Consider the following 20,423-nt stretch of genomic DNA (forward strand, 5'->3'; position numbering starts at 1 on the left):
CAAGGCAATTCCGGTGAACCGTCGCTACGGGTAAATGAACCGTCAGAAAGCCTCCCGACGCCGGGCGATGTTCCAGCGAATACCGCCGTTAACCACGGTCGTTTCGAGATCCCGGTCTGCCAGCTGCGAGTCCTTCTGCCGGGAAAAAAATTCCGCTTCTACCCACAGGTTTGGTCTCACTTCATAGCTGGCCCAGAGTTGTAGAATCGTATTGGTGTAGTTGATACCCTGCCCGATCTCATTCCCGTACGTTTTATCGGCGGGGCGCAGGTCGGAGGACAGGAAGATGTTCTCCCCGATGATGCGGTCATCTGTACTTTCACCCTGTTCGATTAGATACACCCGGCCGCTCAGCTGCAGGCGGGGAAGAGGGCGGTAATCGATGCCCAGCAGGTTTTCCTTAAAGTTGGCTCCGAGCGAGTGGGCAAGGGGGTTCACGACCTGCGTGTAGCTGCTCGGCCCATCGTGGGTGTATACGAATGGTCGGGCTACGTTTCTTTCCGTCACCACGTCCAGTTGATCGACGCCGAGTAGATCCGTATGGCGTAGCCCGATCTGGTAGGCCCACTTATTCGCCCACCAACCACGGCGTTCCACGAACAGCTCGTCAAATTTAAATTCGTCCAGGACGAACTGACCGTAGACCGTCGTTCGCAGGGGCAGTTTATAGCTCCCGGTCAGGCCGATTAATACGTTGTCGGGGCTACCGATACTGCCTTCCACCGTGCGGTAAAGAATAACCGGATTGAGGTAGGACAACTCGAATCCATTCTCCCGGCTAAGGACCACTGCTTCGTACAGACCTAGCGACAGCCGTTTTCCGATGTTGATCGATAGATAGTGGGCGGCCAGATACTTCTTGGGAAGCGGCAAACCGGTGCCCGTATCGAATACCGGACCCTGAGTCAACTCCGCAAAGAGGTTGCGATAGTGAAACTTCCAGATTCGCCAGTTGATCTCCAGAAAGGGATAGTTGTTGCTGAAGTCGCTAAGAATCAGGGATCGTTCCCCGTCGCCGATAAAGTGTTGGCCATAACCGATGCGTGCACCTACGTGGCGGCTGATGTCGACCGATAGGTAACCCGCACCATTTAGGTAATCGTAGCCCCGCGCGACATTAACCAGGTTGGAAGAAAATTCGGTTTTGACAAATCCGGCGCCCGGTAAGGCTCGACGTTCGCGGAAGTAGTTGACCAGGTAGTTCGGCAGGCCGGCTTGCGTTTCCAGAATTTCGAAATGCAGAAAAAAGCGGTCGTCAATTCCGGCACGTAAGCGAAGGCCGCGGCGGTTGTAGAAATAATCTTGCTCCTCATTTGCCTGCTTACCGTAGCGAAAGTCCAGGACCGGATTCACGCGGAGGTAAAAGTCTTCGCGGTTGTGCTGAAAGAGGAAGGCGGGCGTTTCGTAAAAGGTATTGAAGATCGGTTTGTCGGACTTCTCATACAGTGGACTGCTTTCCGAGGCTACGGCAAAGCCCTCTCCGATGAAATAGGGGGCGCGGTCGGGGTCATTAGCGGATTCGAAAGGCGGCAAGGATAGCCACTCGTTGTTGTCCTGGTAAAAGCGGTTAACCCGGTAACGGTCTACGGTCGACCACTCCTTTCCGTAAAGGCTCTCGTAGGTTTTTACTAGCCGGACCAAATCAGCCCGGCTGGCGGGCCGGAGGTTGAAGTCGGCGGCGGGAGCGGTAAACTTCTGATAACCGTACCGATTGTATAACCGCTGGACCAGGTCATACCCCTCCTCGTTCACCGGCAGGGGGGCACCCTGGGCGTAAAGTAGGTTAGTGATAAAAAGGAAAAAACAGAGGGCAAGCGATCGAAGCACGGGCAAAGTTTGCGGGTGGCGACGAAGATACCGCTCCCTTAGGCATGCAACGTCTTTTGCCGTGCGGCTAGTACGGTTTCGCTTTCTTCCCGCTCGGGATCGGGCACGCAGCAATCGACCGGGCAAACCGCGGCGCACTGGGGTTCCTCGTGAAAACCGACGCACTCGGTGCACTTATCGGGGACGATGTAGTAAAATTCGTCGCTGACGGGCTCCTGGTCCTCGTCCGGGTCGACGGTCTGGCCCGTCTCGATCTTATACGGCTGGTTCACCGTGGTTCCATCGGAGATGGTCCACTCCACGCCGCCTTCGTAGATGGCGTTATTGGGGCATTCCGGCTCGCAGGCTCCGCAGTTAATGCAGTCGTCAGTAATCATTATGGCCATAGGGAAGAGGTTTTCAGGGGCAAAAATAACAATTACCCGTAGTTGGGTAGTCTTTTATAAACCGGTCACGGCCATAGGGGTTGCAAGAGAGGAAAGAAGGGGCCCTCCGAAGTCAATAGGTTTGCATTCTCGGAGAAAAAACATAACATTGATTGCTCACCGGGCGTATTATGTTGCCCGGTGCCAGCCATTGGTCCGGGGCACCCACCCGAAAATTTGAAAGAACCAGCGTAAGAATGGAAAGATATAGCGATGAAGAGCTCGAGGAGTTCAAAGTAATCATCAAGGAGAATTACCAGCAGGCTAAGAAGGAACTACAGGCACTTCGCGATCAGGTAAGCGAATTCTCGGAAAATATTTCCGAAGGGTTCGGAGCGGATTATACCCAAGACTCCAGTTCCGTCAACCAGCTCGAAATGCTGAACGAGCAAGTCCTTCGCAAGCGCGACCAGGTACAGGATCTGCAAAACGCCATGCTGCGGATAAAGAATAAGGTCTACGGTGTCTGCTCCGTCACGGGCAAACTGATCGACCGCAAACGGCTGGAAGCCGTACCCACCACGACGAAGAGTCTGGAGGGAATGAAGCTGCAGGCCAGCGGTGTCCTCGACGTGACCGCCCAGGATCTAGCCCGCCGGGCCAACGAACGAAAGGAAGGACCTAACAAGGTGATCTCCAAGATCAAGAAGCCGCCCCCGCCGAAGGCAAAGCCGGCTCCCAAAAAGAAGAGCCGCCGCCGCAAGAAGGTGGAAGAGGAGGACGACGATCTCATCTGATCCATGGCACTCATCAAAGCGGTGCGCGGGCATACCCCCACCTTCGGTAAGGATTGCTACCTCGCTGAAAACGCAACCGTAATCGGTGAAGTCACGATGGGCGACAACTGCAGCGTCTGGTTTACCGCCGTCGTTCGGGGCGATGTCAATACCATCACCATCGGCAACCGCGTCAACATCCAGGATGGGGCCTGTATTCACTGTACCTACGAGCGCGCCGCGACCGTGGTGGGCGACGATGTCAGCGTTGGCCACCGAGCTATCGTACATGGCTGTACGATTCACGATAGTGTCCTGATCGGTATGGGCGCCATTGTTATGGACGATGCCGTCGTAGAGAGCAACGTAATCATCGGGGCCGGGGCCGTCGTACCCGCCGGTATGCGTTGCGAAGCCAACAGCGTCTACGCCGGCATTCCCGCCAAGAAGATCAAGGATCTAGCCCCCGAGCAACGGGCTGATACCATTGAACGCATCGCGGCCGCCTACCTGAAGTACGCCAGCTGGTTCCAGTAACCCGTTGTCTCCATCAGCGCCGGTACAAGGCTGTCTCCGACAGCGCGAGTAAAAAGCTGTCTCCGACAGCGATGTACGAAGCGCTCTCCGAGCGCGAACCACCGGCGAAGCCGGAACCCCTCAAACCTCCACCGCCGCCACCAGAACAAAGTCCGCGTACACCTTCCAATCCAGCGAAAACTCCATCCGCGTCTCCGCCGTCTGAATAACTCCGGTAGCCGCGCTGATATCCGGTCGATAGCCCTCCAGGTTAACGAACAGGTGCTCCTTGAAGTCCAGCTGCCGGCGACCGTAGGCTTTATACATCGCCTCCTTGGCCGACCAGATCAGGTGCAGCTGTATCAACGCTTCGGAGGGTAGGAGAAAAGGTCGTTCATCCTCGCTGACAAACTTTGGAGCGAGGTGCGTAATACGGGGGACTATCCTTTGGACATCAATGCCGCAAACGTGCGGGTGCGCCATCGCGGCCGACAGACCGACCGTATGGCTAATGGATACGAAAAAGAGGGAGTCTTCCAGGTGAGGTTTACCGTCGGTATCCTTGATGAGGTGACCCCGCTGTTGGCGGCCACTCATTTCGTGCAGCAGTAAGCGGGCGGCTAAGAATTCCCGGCGACGTTCCTCCCCGCGGATTGCCTGTAGCTGGCATTCTTCATGTTGGTGCACGGCGAGTTCGCGGCGCAGCCACTGCTCCGATTCGTTGATGCGCCAGAGGCCCCATTCTCCGGGAGGATGGATGGATTCGTGAAAAAAGAGCGGCAACGAGTGATTTCTATAAACGGACGGCGGTGATGCGCGTATGGATGTAATACATCACGCAAAGTACAACTAGTCCTACAAAAATCATGGCCACCAATGCTTGCATCACGGAAGCAAACATGGGCAGAATATATCCCAGGGTCCAGGCGAGTAATATGGTGAAGATATACTTCATATGTCCCTAAAACTCTCATTCCTAACACGTTGTTCGCGTTACCTATGCTAAATCGCCTGACGGTACGTTCCGGCCACCGCGCCGCCATCTACGATCTAAAGCCCCACGGAGCTGGGTTTTATTCCGCTGCCGCCGACGGCTACCTCGTACACTGGCACCGGGACGACGTCGATTTCGGACGGGTCGTGGCCAGTGTCGAAGGGGGCAAATTTCTGTCCGTTACCACCATCCCGGATGGATTGGTGGCCGGTGCTTTGGACGGTGGCGTACACTGGCTCTACCCCGACACGCCGGACCGCAACCGCCACGTTGCGCATCACCAGCACGGGGTATTTTCGGTAATGCGGGTTGAGGACTTCTTATACACGGCGGGGGGCGATGGCATACTCACGAAGTGGTCGGTTGGGGAAGCCCGCAAGCTGGAGAGCCTGCCGCTTTCCCGCAATTCCCTGCGCCGTATCGCCTACGACCCCACCTACGACCGCCTGGCGGTAGGGGCCAGTGACGGTAAAATTTACCTCCTGCAACGGGAAGATCTTTCGCTCCTGGCTACCGCCGAGGCGCATGCTCCATCCGTTTTCGCCCTGGATTTCTCACCCGACGGCGAGTATCTCTTCTCCGGAGGACGCGACGCCGGCCTCAGCCGCTGGTCCGTCCTCGACGGAACACTCCGGCCGGAACAATCGGTCACTGCCCACCTCATGACCGTTAATGCCCTGGCCGTCCATCCCGAAGGCGACTACCTGGCCACCGCCAGCCGCGACAAAACGGTCAAAATCTGGAACAGCACCGATCTCAGCCTGATCAAAGTCGCCGAAGTCGTGCGCGACAAAGGCCACGTCAACAGCGTCAACACCCTGGCCTGGCTGGATGCCGACACCCTCCTCACCGCGGGCGATGACCGGCGGATACTGGAATGGGGGTTTAGCGGCTAGGGTAGTATCAGGTAATAGGATATAGGGGATAGCTGGCGGGACAGTATCAGGATATAGGGCATAGGGGCGGCCAGCTCAGGGCACAGCCCTATACCCTATTACCTATATCCTATAACCCATCATCCAACCCTACCGATACTCCTCCATAGGCGGACAGGTACAAACGAAATTCCGGTCTCCGTAGCCGTCATCCACGCGGGCAACGCTGGGCCAGAATTTGAACCCTTGCTGGAGATAGGGTAGGGGGTAGGCGGCTTTGGAGCGCGGGTAGGCGTGTACCCATTCGTCGGCGGTCAGTTCGGCGATGGTGTGGGGGGCATTGGCCAGTACGTTGTCCTGCGCATCGGTGTCCCCGCGGGCGACCTCGTCGGCTTCCTCGCGGATGGCGATGAGGGCATCACAGAAGCGGTCCAGTTCCTCCTTGCTTTCGCTTTCGGTGGGTTCGATCATGACGGTGCCGGCTACCGGCCAGCTGAGGGTCGGCGCGTGGAAGCCGTAATCGATGAGGCGCTTGGCGAGATCCCCGGCGGTCATCACCGACTTGAAGGGACGCAGGTCCAGGATCAGTTCGTGGGCGGAGCGGCCGTTCTCGCCGGTGAAGAGGACGTCATAAGCGTCTTCGACCCGGGCCTTGATGTAGTTGGCGTTCAAAATGGCATACTCGCTGGCGGCCTGCAGTCCGGAAGCTCCCAGCATCTTGATGTAAGCATAGCTGATCAACAGGATGCTGGCACTTCCCCAGGGGGCGGACGCCACGGCCGAGCTGGCCTTCTGACCGCCCGTCTTCTGCAGCGGGTGGCCGGGCAGGAAGGGGGCGAGGGCCTCGTTGCAGCAGATCGGTCCCATGCCGGGGCCGCCACCGCCGTGCGGGATCGCGAAGGTCTTGTGCAGGTTCAGGTGGCAAACGTCGGCACCGATGCGGCCGGGGCTGGTCAATCCCACCTGGGCGTTCATATTGGCGCCATCCATGTACACCATACCGCCATGCTCGTGGATCAGGTCGCACATTTCCACGACGCCGGTCTCGAAGACGCCGTAGGTACTCGGGTAGGTGATCATCAGGGCGGCGAGATCATCGCTGTGCTTCTCGGCTTTCTCGCGCAGATCGTCCATATCCACGTTGCCGGCCTCGTCGCTTTTGACGACCACGACCTGCATGCCGGCCATGACCGCGCTGGCGGGGTTGGTACCGTGGGCGCTTTCCGGGATGAGGGCCACGTTCCGGTGGGCTTCGTCGCGGTGCTGGTGGTAAGCGCGAATGACCATCAGGCCGGCGTACTCCCCACTGGCGCCGCTATTGGGTTGCAGGCTACAGGCGGTAAAGCCGGTAATTTCCGCCAGGTCGTGCTCCAGCTCGCGGAACAACTCGCTGTATCCCTGCGCCTGCTCGATCGGGGCGAAGGGGTGGATGTCGGCAAACTGCGGCCAGCTAACGGGGATGAGCTCCGTAGCGGCGTTGAGCTTCATGGTGCACGAACCGAGCGGGATCATGCTGTGCATGAGGCTCAGGTCCTTGTTCTCGAGCCGCTTGAGGTAGCGCATCATTTCCGTCTCCGTGCGGTAATTCCGGAAGTTGGCGTGCGTCAGGAATTCACTTTTGCGGCGGAGCGCAGGTAAAATGCGCGTCTCAATACCGGATACCCCACCATCTTCCTCCAGCTCAGCACCCTTATAGGCCAGATCCGCCTCGAAGATGCGACAGATCGCCTGCAGGTCGGTCGTAGCGACGGTCTCGTCAAAGCTGATCCGGATACCGCCGGTACTCGGGTAGAAGAAGTTGTAACCGTTCTTCTCGGCACGCTGCCGGATCTCGGCCGTCTTTTCCGGGGAGACATCTACCTGCAGGGTATCGAAGAAAGCGTCGGTGGGCAGTGAATAGCCGGCCTGTTTCAGTGTGTCCGCCAGGATGACGGCGAAGTGGTGGGTCCGCTTGGCGATGGCCGTCAGCCCCTCCGCGCCGTGGTAGCAGGCGTACATCGCCGCCATATTGGCCAGTAATGCCTGGGCCGTGCAGATGTTGGAAGTGGCTTTTTCACGGCGGATGTGCTGCTCGCGGGTCTGCAGGGCCATGCGCAGGGCGAAGTTGCCGTGCCGGTCCTGGCTGACGCCGATGATGCGTCCGGGGATCTGCCGCTTGAAGGTGTCGAGGGTAGCAAAGTATGCCGCGTGCGGTCCGCCGAAGCCCATGGGTACGCCGAAGCGCTGGGTATTTCCTACCACTGCGTCCGCACCCCATTCGCCCGGAGGCGTCAGGAGCGTGAGGGCCAGTAGATCCGCCGCTACCGTCACGGTGATGTTCTTCTCGCGGGCTTGTTCGGCCAGTCCGCGGTAGTCACCGATCTGTCCGTTAGCACCGGGGTACTGTAGCAAGATCCCAAATACCCGGTCTTCGTCCAACTCGAACTCCGCCGCTGCTCCCACGCGCACCTCGATGTCCAGTGGCTCGGCACGTGTTTCCAGTACGGCGAGCGTCTGGGGGAGTACCTGATCCGATACGAGGAAGACGTTAGCCGGCTCGGCTTTCACCCGCTTGTTGCGGTGACCGTAAAACATGGTCATGGCCTCCGCGGCGGCGGTGCCCTCGTCCAGCAGGCTGGCGTTGGCGACTGGCATGCCGGTCAGGTCGCTGACCATCGTCTGGAAGTTCAGCAGGGACTCCAGGCGGCCCTGGGCGATCTCGGCCTGGTAGGGGGTGTACTGGGTGTACCAGCCGGGGTTGCAGAAGACGTTGCGTAGAATCACCGACGGCGTGATCGTACCGTAATAACCCATACCGACGAAGCTGCGGAAGACTTTATTCCGGTCCGCGATGCCCTTCAGGTGCTGGAGGTAGTAGTATTCGCTGATGGGGGAAGAAACGTTGAGCGGTTCCCGAACCCGGATGTTTTCCGGTACGGTCTGGTCGATCAGCGCTTCCAGCGACTCCACGCCGATGGTTTGCAGCATCGCCTCCCTTTCCTCCGGGGAGGGGCCGATGTGGCGATTGCGAAATTGGTCGTGGCGGGGGGTAAGGGCGTGCATACGTTGGCTTCGGTTGGGGGGTGCAAAGGTAATCGTTCGCCACCTGAATTGGTTGTCGTAGCAAGCCTCCCCGGTCAAGATAATCACCTGCATTTTGCAGGCGGTTTCATCGGTTGGGCATACGCTCCTGGGGGATGGTACGTGCCGATCCGGGAATCCACCGGTCAGGCCGCGAATCCGGCACGGACAACTTCGCTCGGAAGTCGCTAGTTTTATACGGGCAACGCGACAGCACTATGGCAATAAATACAAGCATCCCGGACAAGCTTAAGCCTTACTTCGCCACCGAGCTCGTGGCTTACCGCCAGTCGTATAGTAGCGGTGATTTGCAAATAGCGTGGTATCACCTGGAACGGGCCCACATCATCGGGCAGCGCTATCCCGTGCAACACACTTACGTACACTGGAAAATGCTGCTGTTCGGCTTCCGGATCAAGAGCGGAAAAGAGATTGCCGGTCAGTTGCCCAGGTTGCTGGTCGGCGGGGTAAAGTCCTTCGTGGGGAAAGTACCCGTGGGCAACCCGGGCGGTGCCAACGTGCCACCGTTGAAGTCTTTTCCCATTGCCGAGGATGTGCGGCAAATGTTCCGGGCGGCCGGGATAGAGATTGGCTGAGTTGCTTCCCTTTCACGAAATTGCTCTTACCTGCGCTCCGCCGCCCAAAATTTTGTCTGTAAGCATGGTTTGGGCGGCGGGCACACCACCGGAATCAACTAACTACTAGCAATTTCTATACGGGTCTTAGGGGAGCGCACCGACGCAACTAGCTTTAGGGAAATTCCCTGAAGTCGGTATGCGAAATTTATATCTGGTATTCGGGCTGGTGTACGCGATGGGGTGTACCGAGGCCGATCCGAAAGTCTCCACTCTTTACCTCATAGGGGATTCTACCGCAGCTGACTACGCTGACAATTACGAGCCCGGCGAGGATTATATGCAGACGCGCTACCCCGTAACCGGATGGGGGCAGGTCTTTCAGGGATTCTTCGACACGACCGACCTGAACGGATTTACTCCCCTCCTTACCGCCGACAGCGTGGTGATCGACGACCGGGCACGTGGCGGAAGAAGTACCCGCACCTTCTTTCAGGAGGGACGCTGGCGTTCGGTTTACGAAGCCCTGCGACCGGGTGACGTCGTTCTCATGCAATTCGGACACAACGACGCGGCCGCGTCAAAACCCGAGCGCTACGTCGACCCGGAGGGATACAAGGAATTTCTGCGCCTCTACGTCAGCCAAAGCCGCGAAAAGGGCGCTACGCCCGTCATCCTCACCCCGGTGGCGCGCAATTATCCCTGGGAAAACGATAGACTGGTGAATGTACACGGAGACTATCCGGCCGCCGCACGGGCCGTCGCGGAAGAAACCGGGACGGCCCTGATCGACCTCAATCAGTTGTCTATGGATGCCTTCAGCGCAAGAGGCCGGGAGTACGTGACCACCCACTACTTCATGAATCTCCCAGCGGACGAGTACCCTGCATACCCCGACGGGCAAAACGATAATACGCACTTCCAGCCGGAGGGTGCACGGGAAGTTGCGAAGTTGGTTTTCGAGGGGCTGCGTGGACTGCCCAAACGGTAATTTTCGCGGGTGCGCCGTGTTACTTCAGTTGAATGGTCGCTCGTCGGGGGGAGGGTCGAACAAGCCTGATGGATGGTCACATCTACGGTAAAACACCAACCATGAACAGCGAGGTAACTACCGTCGACGAATTACTGGAAACCCTGACGCCCCCCGGGCGGCGTGACGTACCCGCCGGCCGTATCCGCAATGCTATCGTAACCGGCGGGGACACCGGCATCGGGCGCTATACCGCACTTACCCTGGCAAAGGACGGCTGCGACATCGCCCTGACCTATGCCCACCACCGCGACGACGCCGAACTGACCGCGGAGGCCATCCGCAAACTCGGGCGCCGCGTTTTCATCCAACATATGGACCTGACGGACCCGAACGCCGCCGGGCCCGCGGTAGACGCGATGGTACGGGAGCTCGGTAGCCTGGATATTTTCGTGAGCAACGCCGGCCAGATGGAAATGAACGTCTTCCCGGACCTGGAACTGCAGGATATGGAGAAGCTATTTCGCGTAAATACCTTCGGGGCCGTGCTGGCCATGCAGCGGGGCGTGCGGTACATGCTGGGGCTAGATTCGGAAGGGGAGGAAAGCAGATTCGAAGAGATCGCGGCCATGGCACGTAAGGTGCTGACCGGCAAGGTCACCTCGCCGCGTACTACGCCCGGTCGCGTCATCGTAGTCACCAGCGTACACGAGCACATCGCCAGCCCGGTCGACACCGTCTACACGATGACCAAGCACGCCCTAGGGGGATTCATCAAGTGTGCCGCCTTCGCGCTGGCCGGCACCAACATCACCGTGAACGGCGTCCGGCCAGGTGAGATCACCACGCCGATGAACGATGCCCACCCCGAGGATGCTCTGGATACAAAGCGGAAACTGATTCCTTCCAAGCGCCCCGGCCACCCGGCGGAAATCGCCAGCATGATCCGCTATCTCGCCAGTGACGAAACCGATTTTATCAACGGCATCAGCTACGACGTAGACGGCGGTATGAGCATCGGCGGCCCCATGGCCAGCGAAGGCTACCAAAAGGTCGTCTAGTGTCGTAAAGCGAGTGCGGTGCAACGGGCGACCGGCTTTCGCGTCCTTTATGTAAAGCCAGTTTTCATGCCCCGCTATCTTTTCGCCGGTATCCTGCTAAGCCTGTGGGTGGGTTGCCACCAACAGCCACGGGAGGTTGATGGCTACCTGGAAGCTCTTTTTGACCAAGGCCTGCTGAATGGCAACGTGCTAATTGCCCGGGGTGATTCGATCCTGTACCAGCGGTCGTTCGGATTCGCCGATCCGACGGAGGAGCGCCCGCTCACTATCTTTCATCATTTCGCTATCGGATCTATTCAGAAAGAATTTCCAGCCGCCGCCATTATGCTGCTGGTGGAAGAAGGGCTGGTGGAATTGGAAGCGCCGATCGCGGAGTACTTACCTGAGCTTCCCGCGTGGAGCCGGCAGGTGACGATCCGCCACCTTTTGCAATACAGTAGTGGGCTGCCGGAGGTGGATTGGGAAAAGTGGTTCGGTCGGTCCGTGCCTCCGGATCAGGAAACCATTCTTGATAGGCTCGTCCACGGGCCGGCGCTCTTGTTTCCGCCGGGAACGGACTATAGCTATACCCATTACAGCCCGTTTCTCCTACAACGGATCGTGGAGCGGATCACGGCTTTACCGTTCCCCGTATTTCTGGAAGAGGAATTCTTTTACCCCCACGGTATGGAGGGGATTTCAGTCATGGAGCATTACCCGTATCGGGATACCGCCCGGATGGCCCTCCCTTCGACGAGCAGGGGAAGGTAGATGACCTCCGCTACCAATTGACGACGGTTTGCGTAACGACGACGGGGCTATACCAATGGATCCGTAAACTGGACAGCTTCACCCTGCTTACACCAGCATCCGTGCGCTCCCTCTCGGCGGAAGCGCGCTCGGGCGATAACGTCCAGGCTGCGCTGGGGCGGGCTGATTGGTCGGATGAGGACTTGTTGCTCCACCTGCACCACGGCGCTTCCCATAATTTCGAAGCATTGGTGCAGCACCGGAAGGTGGAAGATTTAACGATCGTGATACTGACCAATCGTAAAAACGGTAACCTCCACGAAATCGCGGATTCACTACGCCGGATGGTCTACGCGACCCAAGCCTGAGTGACAGAAGAGATGTAATAGGGCGACGGGGCGCAGGATATAAAGCTTATACCCTAAGAGTCATGCCGTGGACGACGACGACCGAAGCGCTTACGCCCCGAGGACTGTCCACCGCCACTGCTGTTCTCGCCGCCCTTGTTTTCGCCGTCTTCTGAACCGCCGTTATTGCGGCTGCCTTTGCCGCGGTCGTTACGTCTACGACCGCCGCCACCGCCGCCGCCTTTTTTCCGGCCACGACCTTTGCCCCGGCCTCCCTTTTGCTTGTCTCCTTCCCCGCCCTGACCGGGTAGTGCGTCGGCCAACTCATCGGGTAGGGGTACGCGGCGTACCTCCATTTCGACCAGCTCTTCAATTCGCTTGAAGCGGTGCCGGTCTTCCTTGCTGATCAGGGTGATGGCTTCCCCCTCCGCGCTGGCGCGTGCGGTACGGCCGATGCGGTGTACGTAATCTTCCGCGTCACCGGGAACGTCGAAGTTGATAACCAGGTCGATGCCGTCGATGTGAATACCCCGGCTCAGTACGTCGGTGGCGATGATGATGGGAATCTTACCGGAACGAAAGTCGCTCAGACGGTCCTCTCTCTCCTGCTGCTCGAGATCGGAAGACACGGCCTCGGCCTTGTGCCCCTTACGTTGCAGGCGGCGGGTGAGGTCGCGCACGGTCTTTTTCCGGCCGCAAAAGATCAGGATGCGCTCCAGGTCCTTCTTGTCCTTCAGGATGTGTTCGATCAGGCTAATCTTCGCCCAGTCCGCTACGTCGAAGGCTTTCTGGTCGATCTTTTCGGCCGGCTTCGAAATGGCGATGCTGATCTCGACGGGGTTCTTCAGGATTTCCCGGGAGAACTTGCGGATCTTACCCGGCATGGTGGCGGAGTAGAACAGGATCTGCAGTTTGTCCTTGGGGAGCAGGTCGATGATCTTGATCATGTCATTGACGAAGCCCATATCGAGCATGCGGTCGGCCTCGTCGAGCACGAGGTGGCGTACGCCGCTCAGATCGGCGTAGCCCAGATCGAGGTGAGCGATCAGCCGGCCGGGGGTAGCTACTACAAGCGGGGCTCCCGTTTTAAGGGCATTTTTCTCCCGTTCCATGCTGTGTCCGTCGCGGCCACCGTAGATGGCGATGGAGGAAGCGGGGGTATAGAAACTGAAACCTTCCAGCTGGCGGTCAACCTGCATCGCCAGTTCCCGTGTCGGCTCCAGGATGATGGTGTTGACCTTCTTGACCGGTTCGCGGGTAAGCTTATCCAGGATGGGAAGCAGGAAGGCGGCGGTCTTACCGGTGCCGGTCTGGGCTACGGCGAGCACGTCGCGCCCCTCCAGCGATGGGGGAATGGCCTTGGCCTGAATGGGGGTGCATTTATCGAAACCCATATCGTCCAGGGCGTCGAGTAATTCGTCGACGAGATCTAATTCATCGAAATAGACGGTCTCCTCTTCCGGAGCGTCGTTAGGCTTAATATCCATCATGGCTTGTTAAACGCAAGCCATGTATCTCCGGCCTACGCGATTTATAATGGGGCGAAGGTAGTGATTATAAGCGGTTTGTATGCGGATCACTTTACTGGGGTCATTCCATCCTGGGCTCCCGGTAATAGATCCGGCTTTCGGGCGGGACGCTACGGACGATCCAGGTGTTTCCACCGATGATGCTGTTCGCGCCGATCACGGTATCGCCGCCGAGGATCGTAGCGCCCGCATAGATCACCACCCCGTTTTCGATGGTCGGATGGCGTTTCGTGCGGGCCATTTCCTTCTTTACGCTGAGCGCGCCCAGGGTCACGCCCTGATATACCTTGACATCATCGCCGATATCCACCGTTTCACCAATCACGATCCCGGTTCCATGGTCGATGCAGAAACGTCGGCCAATGGTAGCTCCGGGATGAATTTCGATGCCCGTGGTACCGTGAGCGATTTCGGTAAGCATGCGGGCCAGCAGACCCACTCCAAAACGGTGCATGGTATGCGCGATGCGGTAAACGGCGATCGCGTAAAAACCAGGATACGTAGTTATGACCTCCACGCGGTTGATGGCTGCGGGGTCGCCGGCCAGAATCGCTTCCGCATCCTCGATCAAACTGGCGTACAATTCGGGCAGGCATTCTTCGAATTGGTCGCGGACGTTATTCAGTTGTGGCAGGCGAAAGCTTTCGGACATCCCCGTCAGGATGGAGAATAACTTCAGATCGTTCGTTCGATAGTGGTCCCGGAACGTAGCTTCCGATTCGAATTTGAGCGTACTGAGTTCGGGAAACAGGAAGGCCAGTATGCCGTTCAGCCACTCTTCGATGAGCTGGGGGGAGGGGAGTTTATTCGCCTCTAAGTGATTGTGGTAGAGCCGCGCTAGAAAATCCTCATTCATAAGGGCGGTGAAGTAACGGAAAAATAAAAGGGCCGGCGAATTGCCGGCCCCCTGGATTCAAAATCCGATGAGTGATAATGAATCTCACCGGGAATTGGATAATGTAAAAACGTGTAGAAGCTCTGGTTAAATTGGAAAGTGCATTGTCAAGTGCTATTGCTCCAAAACTTCTTTAAATGGTGTCTGTCCGTGATAAAGTGTCTAATAGATATTACAGGTCTCTCAAAATAAACTCTAGTGTCTCACGCTAGAATCGGTAAAAAAGGTCTCTCAAAAAATGAACGCTAGTGTCTCACGCTAGGATCGTTAAAACTTGGTCTCTCTAAATAAATGCTAGGGTCTCAAGCTAGCATTGGAAAAGTGTTCTGTCTCTCTAATAAGTAGTACGCTGGAAACTTGCTTTGTGTAGACGGTCGTAGATTAAGGGTCGGGCCGAGGCCTAGTTGCGGTTGCCGATCATTCCTTTCATCTTCTGGCGGGCCAGGAAAATGCGGCTCTTAACGGTGCCGATAGGGATGTTTAAATGGGCGGCTATTTCTTTGTACTCATATCCCCGGTAAAACATGAGGAACGGTACACTGTAGATTTCACCAATCGTGCTCATCATACGGTTAAGTTCTTTAAGGCGCATGTCGTGCTCACCTTGGTTAGGGATGGCACTGGTGCTCTCCAGAGCGAAGGTGAAGGTTTCAATAGGTTGATTCACGTGCTTACGGCTTTTCTCTTTGCGGTAGCGATTGATATATGTATTACGCATGATGGTAGAAACCCAACTTTTGAAGTTGGTACCCATGGTGAACTTATCGCGGTGACGGTAAGCACGCATGCTGGTTTCTTGCATAAGATCCTGCGCATCCTGGTGGTTACGCGTTAATCTCAGCGCGAAAGAGAATAACAGATTTTCAAGTTTGTTAATCTCCTGTGTGAATTCTTGATTAGTCATAGTGCTGATAGCTTACTGTTATAAATTGGTTGCGGGCGGTGCCGCGGTTACTCGCCATCACTATATCAAATGGCGTGCCAAAATTATAACTTACTGTCTATCAGCTATTTGCGGAATGAAGCGTACGGAGTTATCGTACTACATTTCGGCTAGTGACTAAATACAATCATAAGAATCGTATTCCGCCTTTAGGGGACGAGTTGAACCCCGTCAGCCAGGAAGTGCAGCTCGCGCCGTGGCTCCGTAATAAGTGCTATCTCCGCCTCGGACTGTCCCGCGTCCTCACCATAGTGGCGTAGTTCATCGACCGGGGTCAATTGGCTATAGGCCACCCCGTGCATGACTACCTCCTGCCCGTCGATGTCTTTAGGCATGAAAAAACCGTAATCCTTAAAGGTTACGGTCATCTCCTCGCCGTTACCGGCGTCTATGGTCATCCAGCAACCCTTGGCCTGGCATACGGCGTTAACCGTACCGCGTAGGGTAGTACTGACGGAATCACTGAGGGCGTCATGGTTGTAAGTCGCCAATAGTGATTCCGCCGGCTGTACGTCGCTCGCGGTAAAGGCCTCTCCGAAGGACTGTGGTTCGGCGGCTGGTTCTGTCTCCCCGGCACATCCGGCAATTAGCAAAAGAAAGAGGCTGGAGTAAAGGAGAGCGCGCATTCAGGATTATTTACTGGTAGGCTACCAGGTCGGTAATGTAGCTATCGCCGTATCCGGCTTCTTCCAGGGTCTTCTGTAGGGCCACGGCTTCCTCACGATCGGTGAAGCTTTCCCGGCTCTCTACGACCCAAACCTGCTCACAGGGGCGATAGCGGGCTACTAAGGTAGGGTGAAATGGGTATTCGGAGGGATCGGTATAGCGCAAAATGGCCACTTGCACCTTGTACTCCGTAGTAGGTGTGGTGGAAAATTTGGGCAGGGACGGTGCCGTCGCGCCACCGGGAACTCCGGCTTCCCCATAGGTAGACGGACCCTCTTCGCAGTAGGAAGGGGTGCCTTCCGTCTGGGCGGAGAGGGCGGTACAGGTAAAAGCGAACAGCAATAGAGTCAGGTATCGCATAGTGGGATCAGTAAAAGGTAAACGAAATAGGTTGACGCAATGTGAAAGAGAATAATGAAATGCGTACCTAAATGTTCGTTACGTGAATGTTATCCTCATTGCAATGTCACCACGATGTCGACCCGCCGATTCAGGTTTTTTTCTTCCCGTCCGGCGATTTCGCCCCTGCCTTCCTCTATAACGATCAGGTTTTCGGGGATTCCCAATTCGCGCAGGTAGCTGCCTACGGCCTCCGCCCGTTGCTGGCTCAGCTGCATATTGTATGCTATAGTACCGGTTTCGTCGGTGAACCCGATCAGCGCGATGGATTTGATTTGGTCGCGGTCCAGGGATTGGACGAATGCCGACAGGGATGCTTTCTGTTCCGGGGTAAGCGCGCTTTTTTCAAAGGCGAATAGAGCCCGGCTTTCCTTAGTGTAAGATGCTCTCTTTTTGACCGTAGGTTTCGCCACCGGAGCATTCACGGGTGGGACGAGCCGCACATCGATGCGGTAGGGCGCGCTATTATCCCACCTGGGAATATCAAAAGCGTTGCGGTAGGGCAGGTAATCCGAGTTGTCCACCCGTAGCGAAAGGCTCGCATCGGGTGGGGCACAGATAAAGAAGCGGCCGGCGTAGTTCGTGCGGAAGACGTCGCCACCGGCAATCGGTACGGCCTGGTTGGCGATGGGTTTGCCGGTCAGGCTGTCCGTGACGTATCCGGAAACATATGTTACTTCCTTTCCGGTGAGTTCCTCATTAAGTATAAAGGTATAGATATCCAGTCCGCCTTCCCCGCCGGCCCGGTCGCTGGCAAAGTAACCCCGGCGACCGTCGGCGGATAGGTGAAAGCCGAGTTCCCGGGCGGCGCTGTTGATGGGCGCGCCAATGTTCATGGCTTTGGTAAACATTTCACGGCTGGCATCCCAGCGGCTATAGAAGATATCCTGGTCGCCGAGACTCTCGTGCCCCATACTGGAGAAGTACAGGGTCTCTGAGTCATTGCTCAGGAAAGGAGCCTCCTCGTCGTAAGGGGTATTCACGCCGGATCCGAGGTTGATGGGTTCCGACCATCCGCCATCCGGCAGGCGATAACAGCGGTACAGATCACTGCCGCCAATGCCTCCGGGACGCGTGCTCGCGAAGAAGAGCTGTCGACCGTCGCAGCTGATTGCCGCCTGGGAATCCCAGGTGGAGGAGTTAAGGTAGTTGGGCAGGCGCTGTGTATGCTCGATGCTGCCATCGATCAGTACGCCGGAGTGGATATCGCAACCGCTGCCGCCTTCTTTCTCATGACAAAGGGTAAAGAAGATCGTCTCGCCGTCACGAACCATAGTACACATGCCTTCCGGCTGTTGGGTGTTGAAATTGCCGAAACGGGAGGTACGGAACTTCGCCGTGATATCGCGCCGTCTGGCGATGATCAGGTCTTCGTCTCCTCGCGGTTCCTGCCGGGTGTAAAGCACGCCGGTCAGGTCATTCGTGAAGAAGGGGAAGTAGTCATTGTCTTCGCTATTGATCGGCTTACCCATGTTAACGAGCGCGCTTGCGTTGACGTAGGTCGTGCTGTCCGACCACATCTGGGCGGCAAGGATGCTTCCGGCTAGTTGTTGCTCCACGATTCGCTTCTCGGTGGCCATCTCTTGTTCGCCCATGAGGCCGAAGTCGCCACGGTCCCGATTCTGTAGATCCTGAAATTGTAGCAGGTAAGCCAGGGCCTCCCGGGGCTCGCCGGCCTGGAGGTAGGCTTCGCCCAATTGATAATAGAGGAGCCGTGAAAAAGTGGAATCGGATGCCAGCACCTTTTGGTAGGCATCCACCGCGCAGGCGTAGTCTTTTTGCAGGCTACATGCCGTGCCCAGTGAACGTACGCCCGGTAAGAATTTGGGGTCGAATTTGACCGCTTGGCGCAGGCTCTTGGTGGCCCGGTCCAGTTTGCCGTCCAGTATATATTGCATCCCGTCGTCGAAGGCAGCTACGGCACGTTCCCGGTCAGACCGCTGACCAAAAACGTAACTGCTCGCGAACAAGATGAGATGTAAAACGATTAGATGAGCGGTCCGCATAAAATTGGGACTGGGGGGCGAGTCTACCAAAGCTTGGGCTCCGTCCGAAGACGGAGCCACAAGTACAATGAGTGCATTAGTAAACTATCGCCGCTAATGTAAGACTTTTTTAAACTGTTGCCCCATTCGTGCCACGCACGGACGGGGTGATTCATTGTACCTGTATGAAGATCATTCAAATTTCCCTTTTGGGATTGCTCTTGCAGGCCTGTAACGCTTCCGTTGATTCTAACATTGTAAATAGTGACGAAGCCGTGCAATCCGGGACCGCCATTTTTGGAGGGGAACTCAGTGATTATTGGTATCAGGGGGAAGCTGAAATTTCTACGTACACACTAAGCCAGGCCCGCTATGGCGAGTTGCGCGAGGGGCAGGCTGTGCTGATCCAGGTCAGCGAACCCTTCCTGGCCGACCGCCAGGTAAAGGACGAAGGGGGCGGAGCGGAATCGGGAACATCCGCCGCCGTGCTCAAGACCAATCTGATTCGCCGCTTCGTGACCGGCATCTACGATTACTCCCTCATGACCTCGGTCTTCACGCCAACCGACGGAACGACCTACCCCAACACCCTGAAGGTGACCACCAGTTCCCAGGATTGGTGCGGACAGAGTTACACCCAGTTGAACTACACCGGGAGTGACAAGTGGCGGATGCAACTCCGTAGCTACTTCGAGCGGGAGGGTGACCAGGATGTACCGTTGGCAGCAGACTTTTTGGAGGACGAAATTTTCAATCGTATTCGCATCGGGGGAAAGTTGCCCGAGGGCTCGTTCCAGGTAATTCCCAGCACGGGATATTTACTCATGACCCACCAAGCCTACCGGGCCGCTCCCGCCCGGGCGAGTAATGCGGCGGTTGGCGACAGTCTGCAAACCTATAGCCTGGAATACACCGATCTGCCCCGGCGGCTGGAGATCACTTACGAAGCGGATCCCCCCTACGTTATCCGGGCTTGGACGGAGACTTATCCGAGCGGGGATACCACCCTGACGACCACGGCCACGCTCAACCAACAGCGGACGGAGCCTTACTGGTCGCAAAACGCTAACGCCAACCGACCCCTGCGCGCGGATTTAGGACTGGAGTAGCACAATTTTACCGGACCTTCGTTAGGCAACCACAAGGACCTTACCCTATGTACCGTTTTCCAACGCTGCTTTACCTCTTTATCTTTTTACTGGTCGGCCAGGTATTACCCGGACAGGGCTTACGACCCTACAACCCAAGCAACGGCACCAACGCCGCGCTGCTTGGCTTGGGCGGCAGCCTCACGGTAACTTCCGTTCTGCTTGACCGGCGGGTGACACCACTGACCGAGGATGACATCGGTATCCTGGAGATCGATCGTATACCGGGGATTGATATGTTCAGCACCCGGCACCTGAGCCTGCGCGCAGACGAGGCAACCGATAAGATACTGCTGGCCAGTTTTGCCAGTCCCTTTTTCCTTTTACTTGACCGCCCCGGCCGGGAGAACTTCAACAGTGCCGCCCTGATCGTTTTTCAAGGCGCGATGATTAATTCCGGCCTGATTAACCTGACAAAAGTGCTGGTCCGCAGGCCGCGACCCTATAATTACAACACGGACGCGCCGCTGGATACCAAGCTGAAAAAATCCAGCCGCTACTCCTTCTTCAGCGGGCACAGTGCGACCACGGCCTACTTTGCGATTACTTCCGCCAAGCTCTATAACGATCTCTACCCGAACAGCAATGCCCGGCCCTACGTCTGGCTGGGAGCGGCGCTGCTGCCGGCGGCGGTTAGCTACGGACGAATGCGGGCCGGCCGGCACTTCTTTACCGACGTCCTGGTGGGCACGGCGGTTGGCACGATCATTGCCCTGGTCGTACCTACCCTCCACAAGGGGAGCGGCGAAAATTAGCACGTTAC

General features: G+C 57.0%; 20 protein-coding genes. 10 read left to right on the plus strand and 10 right to left on the minus strand.

What is annotated here, in order from left to right:
* Positions 1-42 precede the first annotated feature (42 nt).
* Positions 43-1,827 (minus strand): hypothetical protein, encoded by a 1,785-nt coding sequence (locus tag DRW39_RS13910; RefSeq protein ID WP_157976115.1) that lies wholly within the window; start codon positions 1,825-1,827, stop codon positions 43-45.
* Positions 1,828-1,865: 38 nt separating this feature from the next.
* Entirely contained in the window at positions 1,866-2,213 is a 348-nt protein-coding gene (locus DRW39_RS13915) for a 4Fe-4S dicluster domain-containing protein (RefSeq protein WP_116107670.1), read from the minus strand.
* 236 nt (positions 2,214-2,449) lie between these two features.
* Here DRW39_RS13915 and DRW39_RS13920 point away from each other — a divergent pair, with 236 nt between their 5' ends.
* Positions 2,450-2,989: a TraR/DksA family transcriptional regulator gene (locus DRW39_RS13920; RefSeq protein WP_116107671.1), complete on the plus strand. Its 540-nt coding sequence runs from the start codon at positions 2,450-2,452 to the stop codon at positions 2,987-2,989.
* Between the two features lie 3 nt (positions 2,990-2,992).
* Complete coding sequence (locus tag DRW39_RS13925) at positions 2,993-3,505, plus strand: gamma carbonic anhydrase family protein (protein WP_116107672.1); 513 nt, start codon at positions 2,993-2,995, stop codon at positions 3,503-3,505.
* 120 nt (positions 3,506-3,625) lie between these two features.
* Here the strand turns inward: DRW39_RS13925 and DRW39_RS13930 are convergent, their stop codons facing one another.
* Positions 3,626-4,267, minus strand: a complete 642-nt coding sequence (locus DRW39_RS13930; RefSeq protein WP_116107673.1) for a 4'-phosphopantetheinyl transferase family protein — start codon at positions 4,265-4,267, stop codon at positions 3,626-3,628.
* A gap of 216 nt (positions 4,268-4,483) precedes the next feature.
* Between DRW39_RS13930 and DRW39_RS13935 the strand changes: the two genes are divergently transcribed.
* Positions 4,484-5,374 carry a WD40 repeat domain-containing protein gene (locus DRW39_RS13935; RefSeq protein WP_116107674.1) on the plus strand — a complete coding sequence of 297 codons (891 nt, stop codon included), beginning with the start codon at positions 4,484-4,486 and terminating at the stop codon, positions 5,372-5,374.
* Between the two features lie 129 nt (positions 5,375-5,503).
* Here DRW39_RS13935 and gcvP read toward each other — a convergent pair whose 3' ends face one another.
* On the minus strand, positions 5,504-8,395 hold the full coding sequence (gene gcvP / locus DRW39_RS13940) for an aminomethyl-transferring glycine dehydrogenase (RefSeq protein WP_116107675.1): 2,892 nt from the start codon (positions 8,393-8,395) through the stop codon (positions 5,504-5,506).
* Positions 8,396-8,631: 236 nt separating this feature from the next.
* Here gcvP and DRW39_RS13945 point away from each other — a divergent pair, with 236 nt between their 5' ends.
* From DRW39_RS13945 to DRW39_RS13965, 5 genes are all read left to right on the plus strand, one after another.
* The gene (locus DRW39_RS13945) at positions 8,632-9,009 is read left to right on the plus strand and encodes a DUF3703 domain-containing protein (RefSeq protein ID WP_116107911.1); all 378 of its coding nucleotides are present in this window, start codon (positions 8,632-8,634) and stop codon (positions 9,007-9,009) included.
* Between the two features lie 178 nt (positions 9,010-9,187).
* Complete coding sequence (locus DRW39_RS13950; RefSeq protein WP_116107676.1) at positions 9,188-9,979, plus strand: rhamnogalacturonan acetylesterase; 792 nt, start codon at positions 9,188-9,190, stop codon at positions 9,977-9,979.
* Between the two features lie 101 nt (positions 9,980-10,080).
* Positions 10,081-11,019: an SDR family oxidoreductase gene (locus DRW39_RS13955; RefSeq protein WP_116107912.1), complete on the plus strand. Its 939-nt coding sequence runs from the start codon at positions 10,081-10,083 to the stop codon at positions 11,017-11,019.
* A 66-nt stretch (positions 11,020-11,085) separates the two neighbouring features.
* The gene (locus DRW39_RS13960; RefSeq protein WP_116107677.1) at positions 11,086-11,769 is read left to right on the plus strand and encodes a serine hydrolase domain-containing protein; all 684 of its coding nucleotides are present in this window, start codon (positions 11,086-11,088) and stop codon (positions 11,767-11,769) included.
* A gap of 17 nt (positions 11,770-11,786) precedes the next feature.
* Positions 11,787-12,116 carry a hypothetical protein gene (locus DRW39_RS13965; protein ID WP_116107678.1) on the plus strand — a complete coding sequence of 110 codons (330 nt, stop codon included), beginning with the start codon at positions 11,787-11,789 and terminating at the stop codon, positions 12,114-12,116.
* Positions 12,117-12,169: 53 nt separating this feature from the next.
* Here DRW39_RS13965 and DRW39_RS13970 read toward each other — a convergent pair whose 3' ends face one another.
* From DRW39_RS13970 to DRW39_RS13995, 6 genes are all read right to left on the minus strand, one after another.
* Positions 12,170-13,582: a DEAD/DEAH box helicase gene (locus DRW39_RS13970; RefSeq protein ID WP_116107679.1), complete on the minus strand. Its 1,413-nt coding sequence runs from the start codon at positions 13,580-13,582 to the stop codon at positions 12,170-12,172.
* Between the two features lie 103 nt (positions 13,583-13,685).
* Positions 13,686-14,480: a serine O-acetyltransferase EpsC gene (epsC, locus tag DRW39_RS13975; RefSeq protein WP_116107680.1), complete on the minus strand. Its 795-nt coding sequence runs from the start codon at positions 14,478-14,480 to the stop codon at positions 13,686-13,688.
* 439 nt (positions 14,481-14,919) lie between these two features.
* Complete coding sequence (locus tag DRW39_RS13980) at positions 14,920-15,423, minus strand: RNA polymerase sigma factor (RefSeq protein WP_099105240.1); 504 nt, start codon at positions 15,421-15,423, stop codon at positions 14,920-14,922.
* 188 nt (positions 15,424-15,611) lie between these two features.
* Entirely contained in the window at positions 15,612-16,088 is a 477-nt protein-coding gene (locus DRW39_RS13985) for a DUF4920 domain-containing protein (RefSeq protein WP_116107681.1), read from the minus strand.
* Between the two features lie 10 nt (positions 16,089-16,098).
* Entirely contained in the window at positions 16,099-16,488 is a 390-nt protein-coding gene (locus tag DRW39_RS13990) for a hypothetical protein (protein WP_116107682.1), read from the minus strand.
* Positions 16,489-16,583: 95 nt separating this feature from the next.
* Positions 16,584-18,497, minus strand: a complete 1,914-nt coding sequence (locus DRW39_RS13995) for an OmpA family protein (protein ID WP_198664893.1) — start codon at positions 18,495-18,497, stop codon at positions 16,584-16,586.
* A 200-nt stretch (positions 18,498-18,697) separates the two neighbouring features.
* Between DRW39_RS13995 and DRW39_RS14000 the strand changes: the two genes are divergently transcribed.
* Both DRW39_RS14000 and DRW39_RS14005 read left to right on the plus strand, forming a co-directional pair.
* On the plus strand, positions 18,698-19,621 hold the full coding sequence (locus tag DRW39_RS14000) for a septum formation inhibitor Maf (RefSeq protein ID WP_116107684.1): 924 nt from the start codon (positions 18,698-18,700) through the stop codon (positions 19,619-19,621).
* A 47-nt stretch (positions 19,622-19,668) separates the two neighbouring features.
* Positions 19,669-20,415: a phosphatase PAP2 family protein gene (locus tag DRW39_RS14005; protein ID WP_116107685.1), complete on the plus strand. Its 747-nt coding sequence runs from the start codon at positions 19,669-19,671 to the stop codon at positions 20,413-20,415.
* Positions 20,416-20,423 lie beyond the last annotated feature (8 nt).

Origin of the sequence: Lewinella sp. IMCC34191 (assembly GCF_003390935.1) — a bacterium.
GTDB lineage: Bacteria > Bacteroidota > Bacteroidia > Chitinophagales > Saprospiraceae > Neolewinella.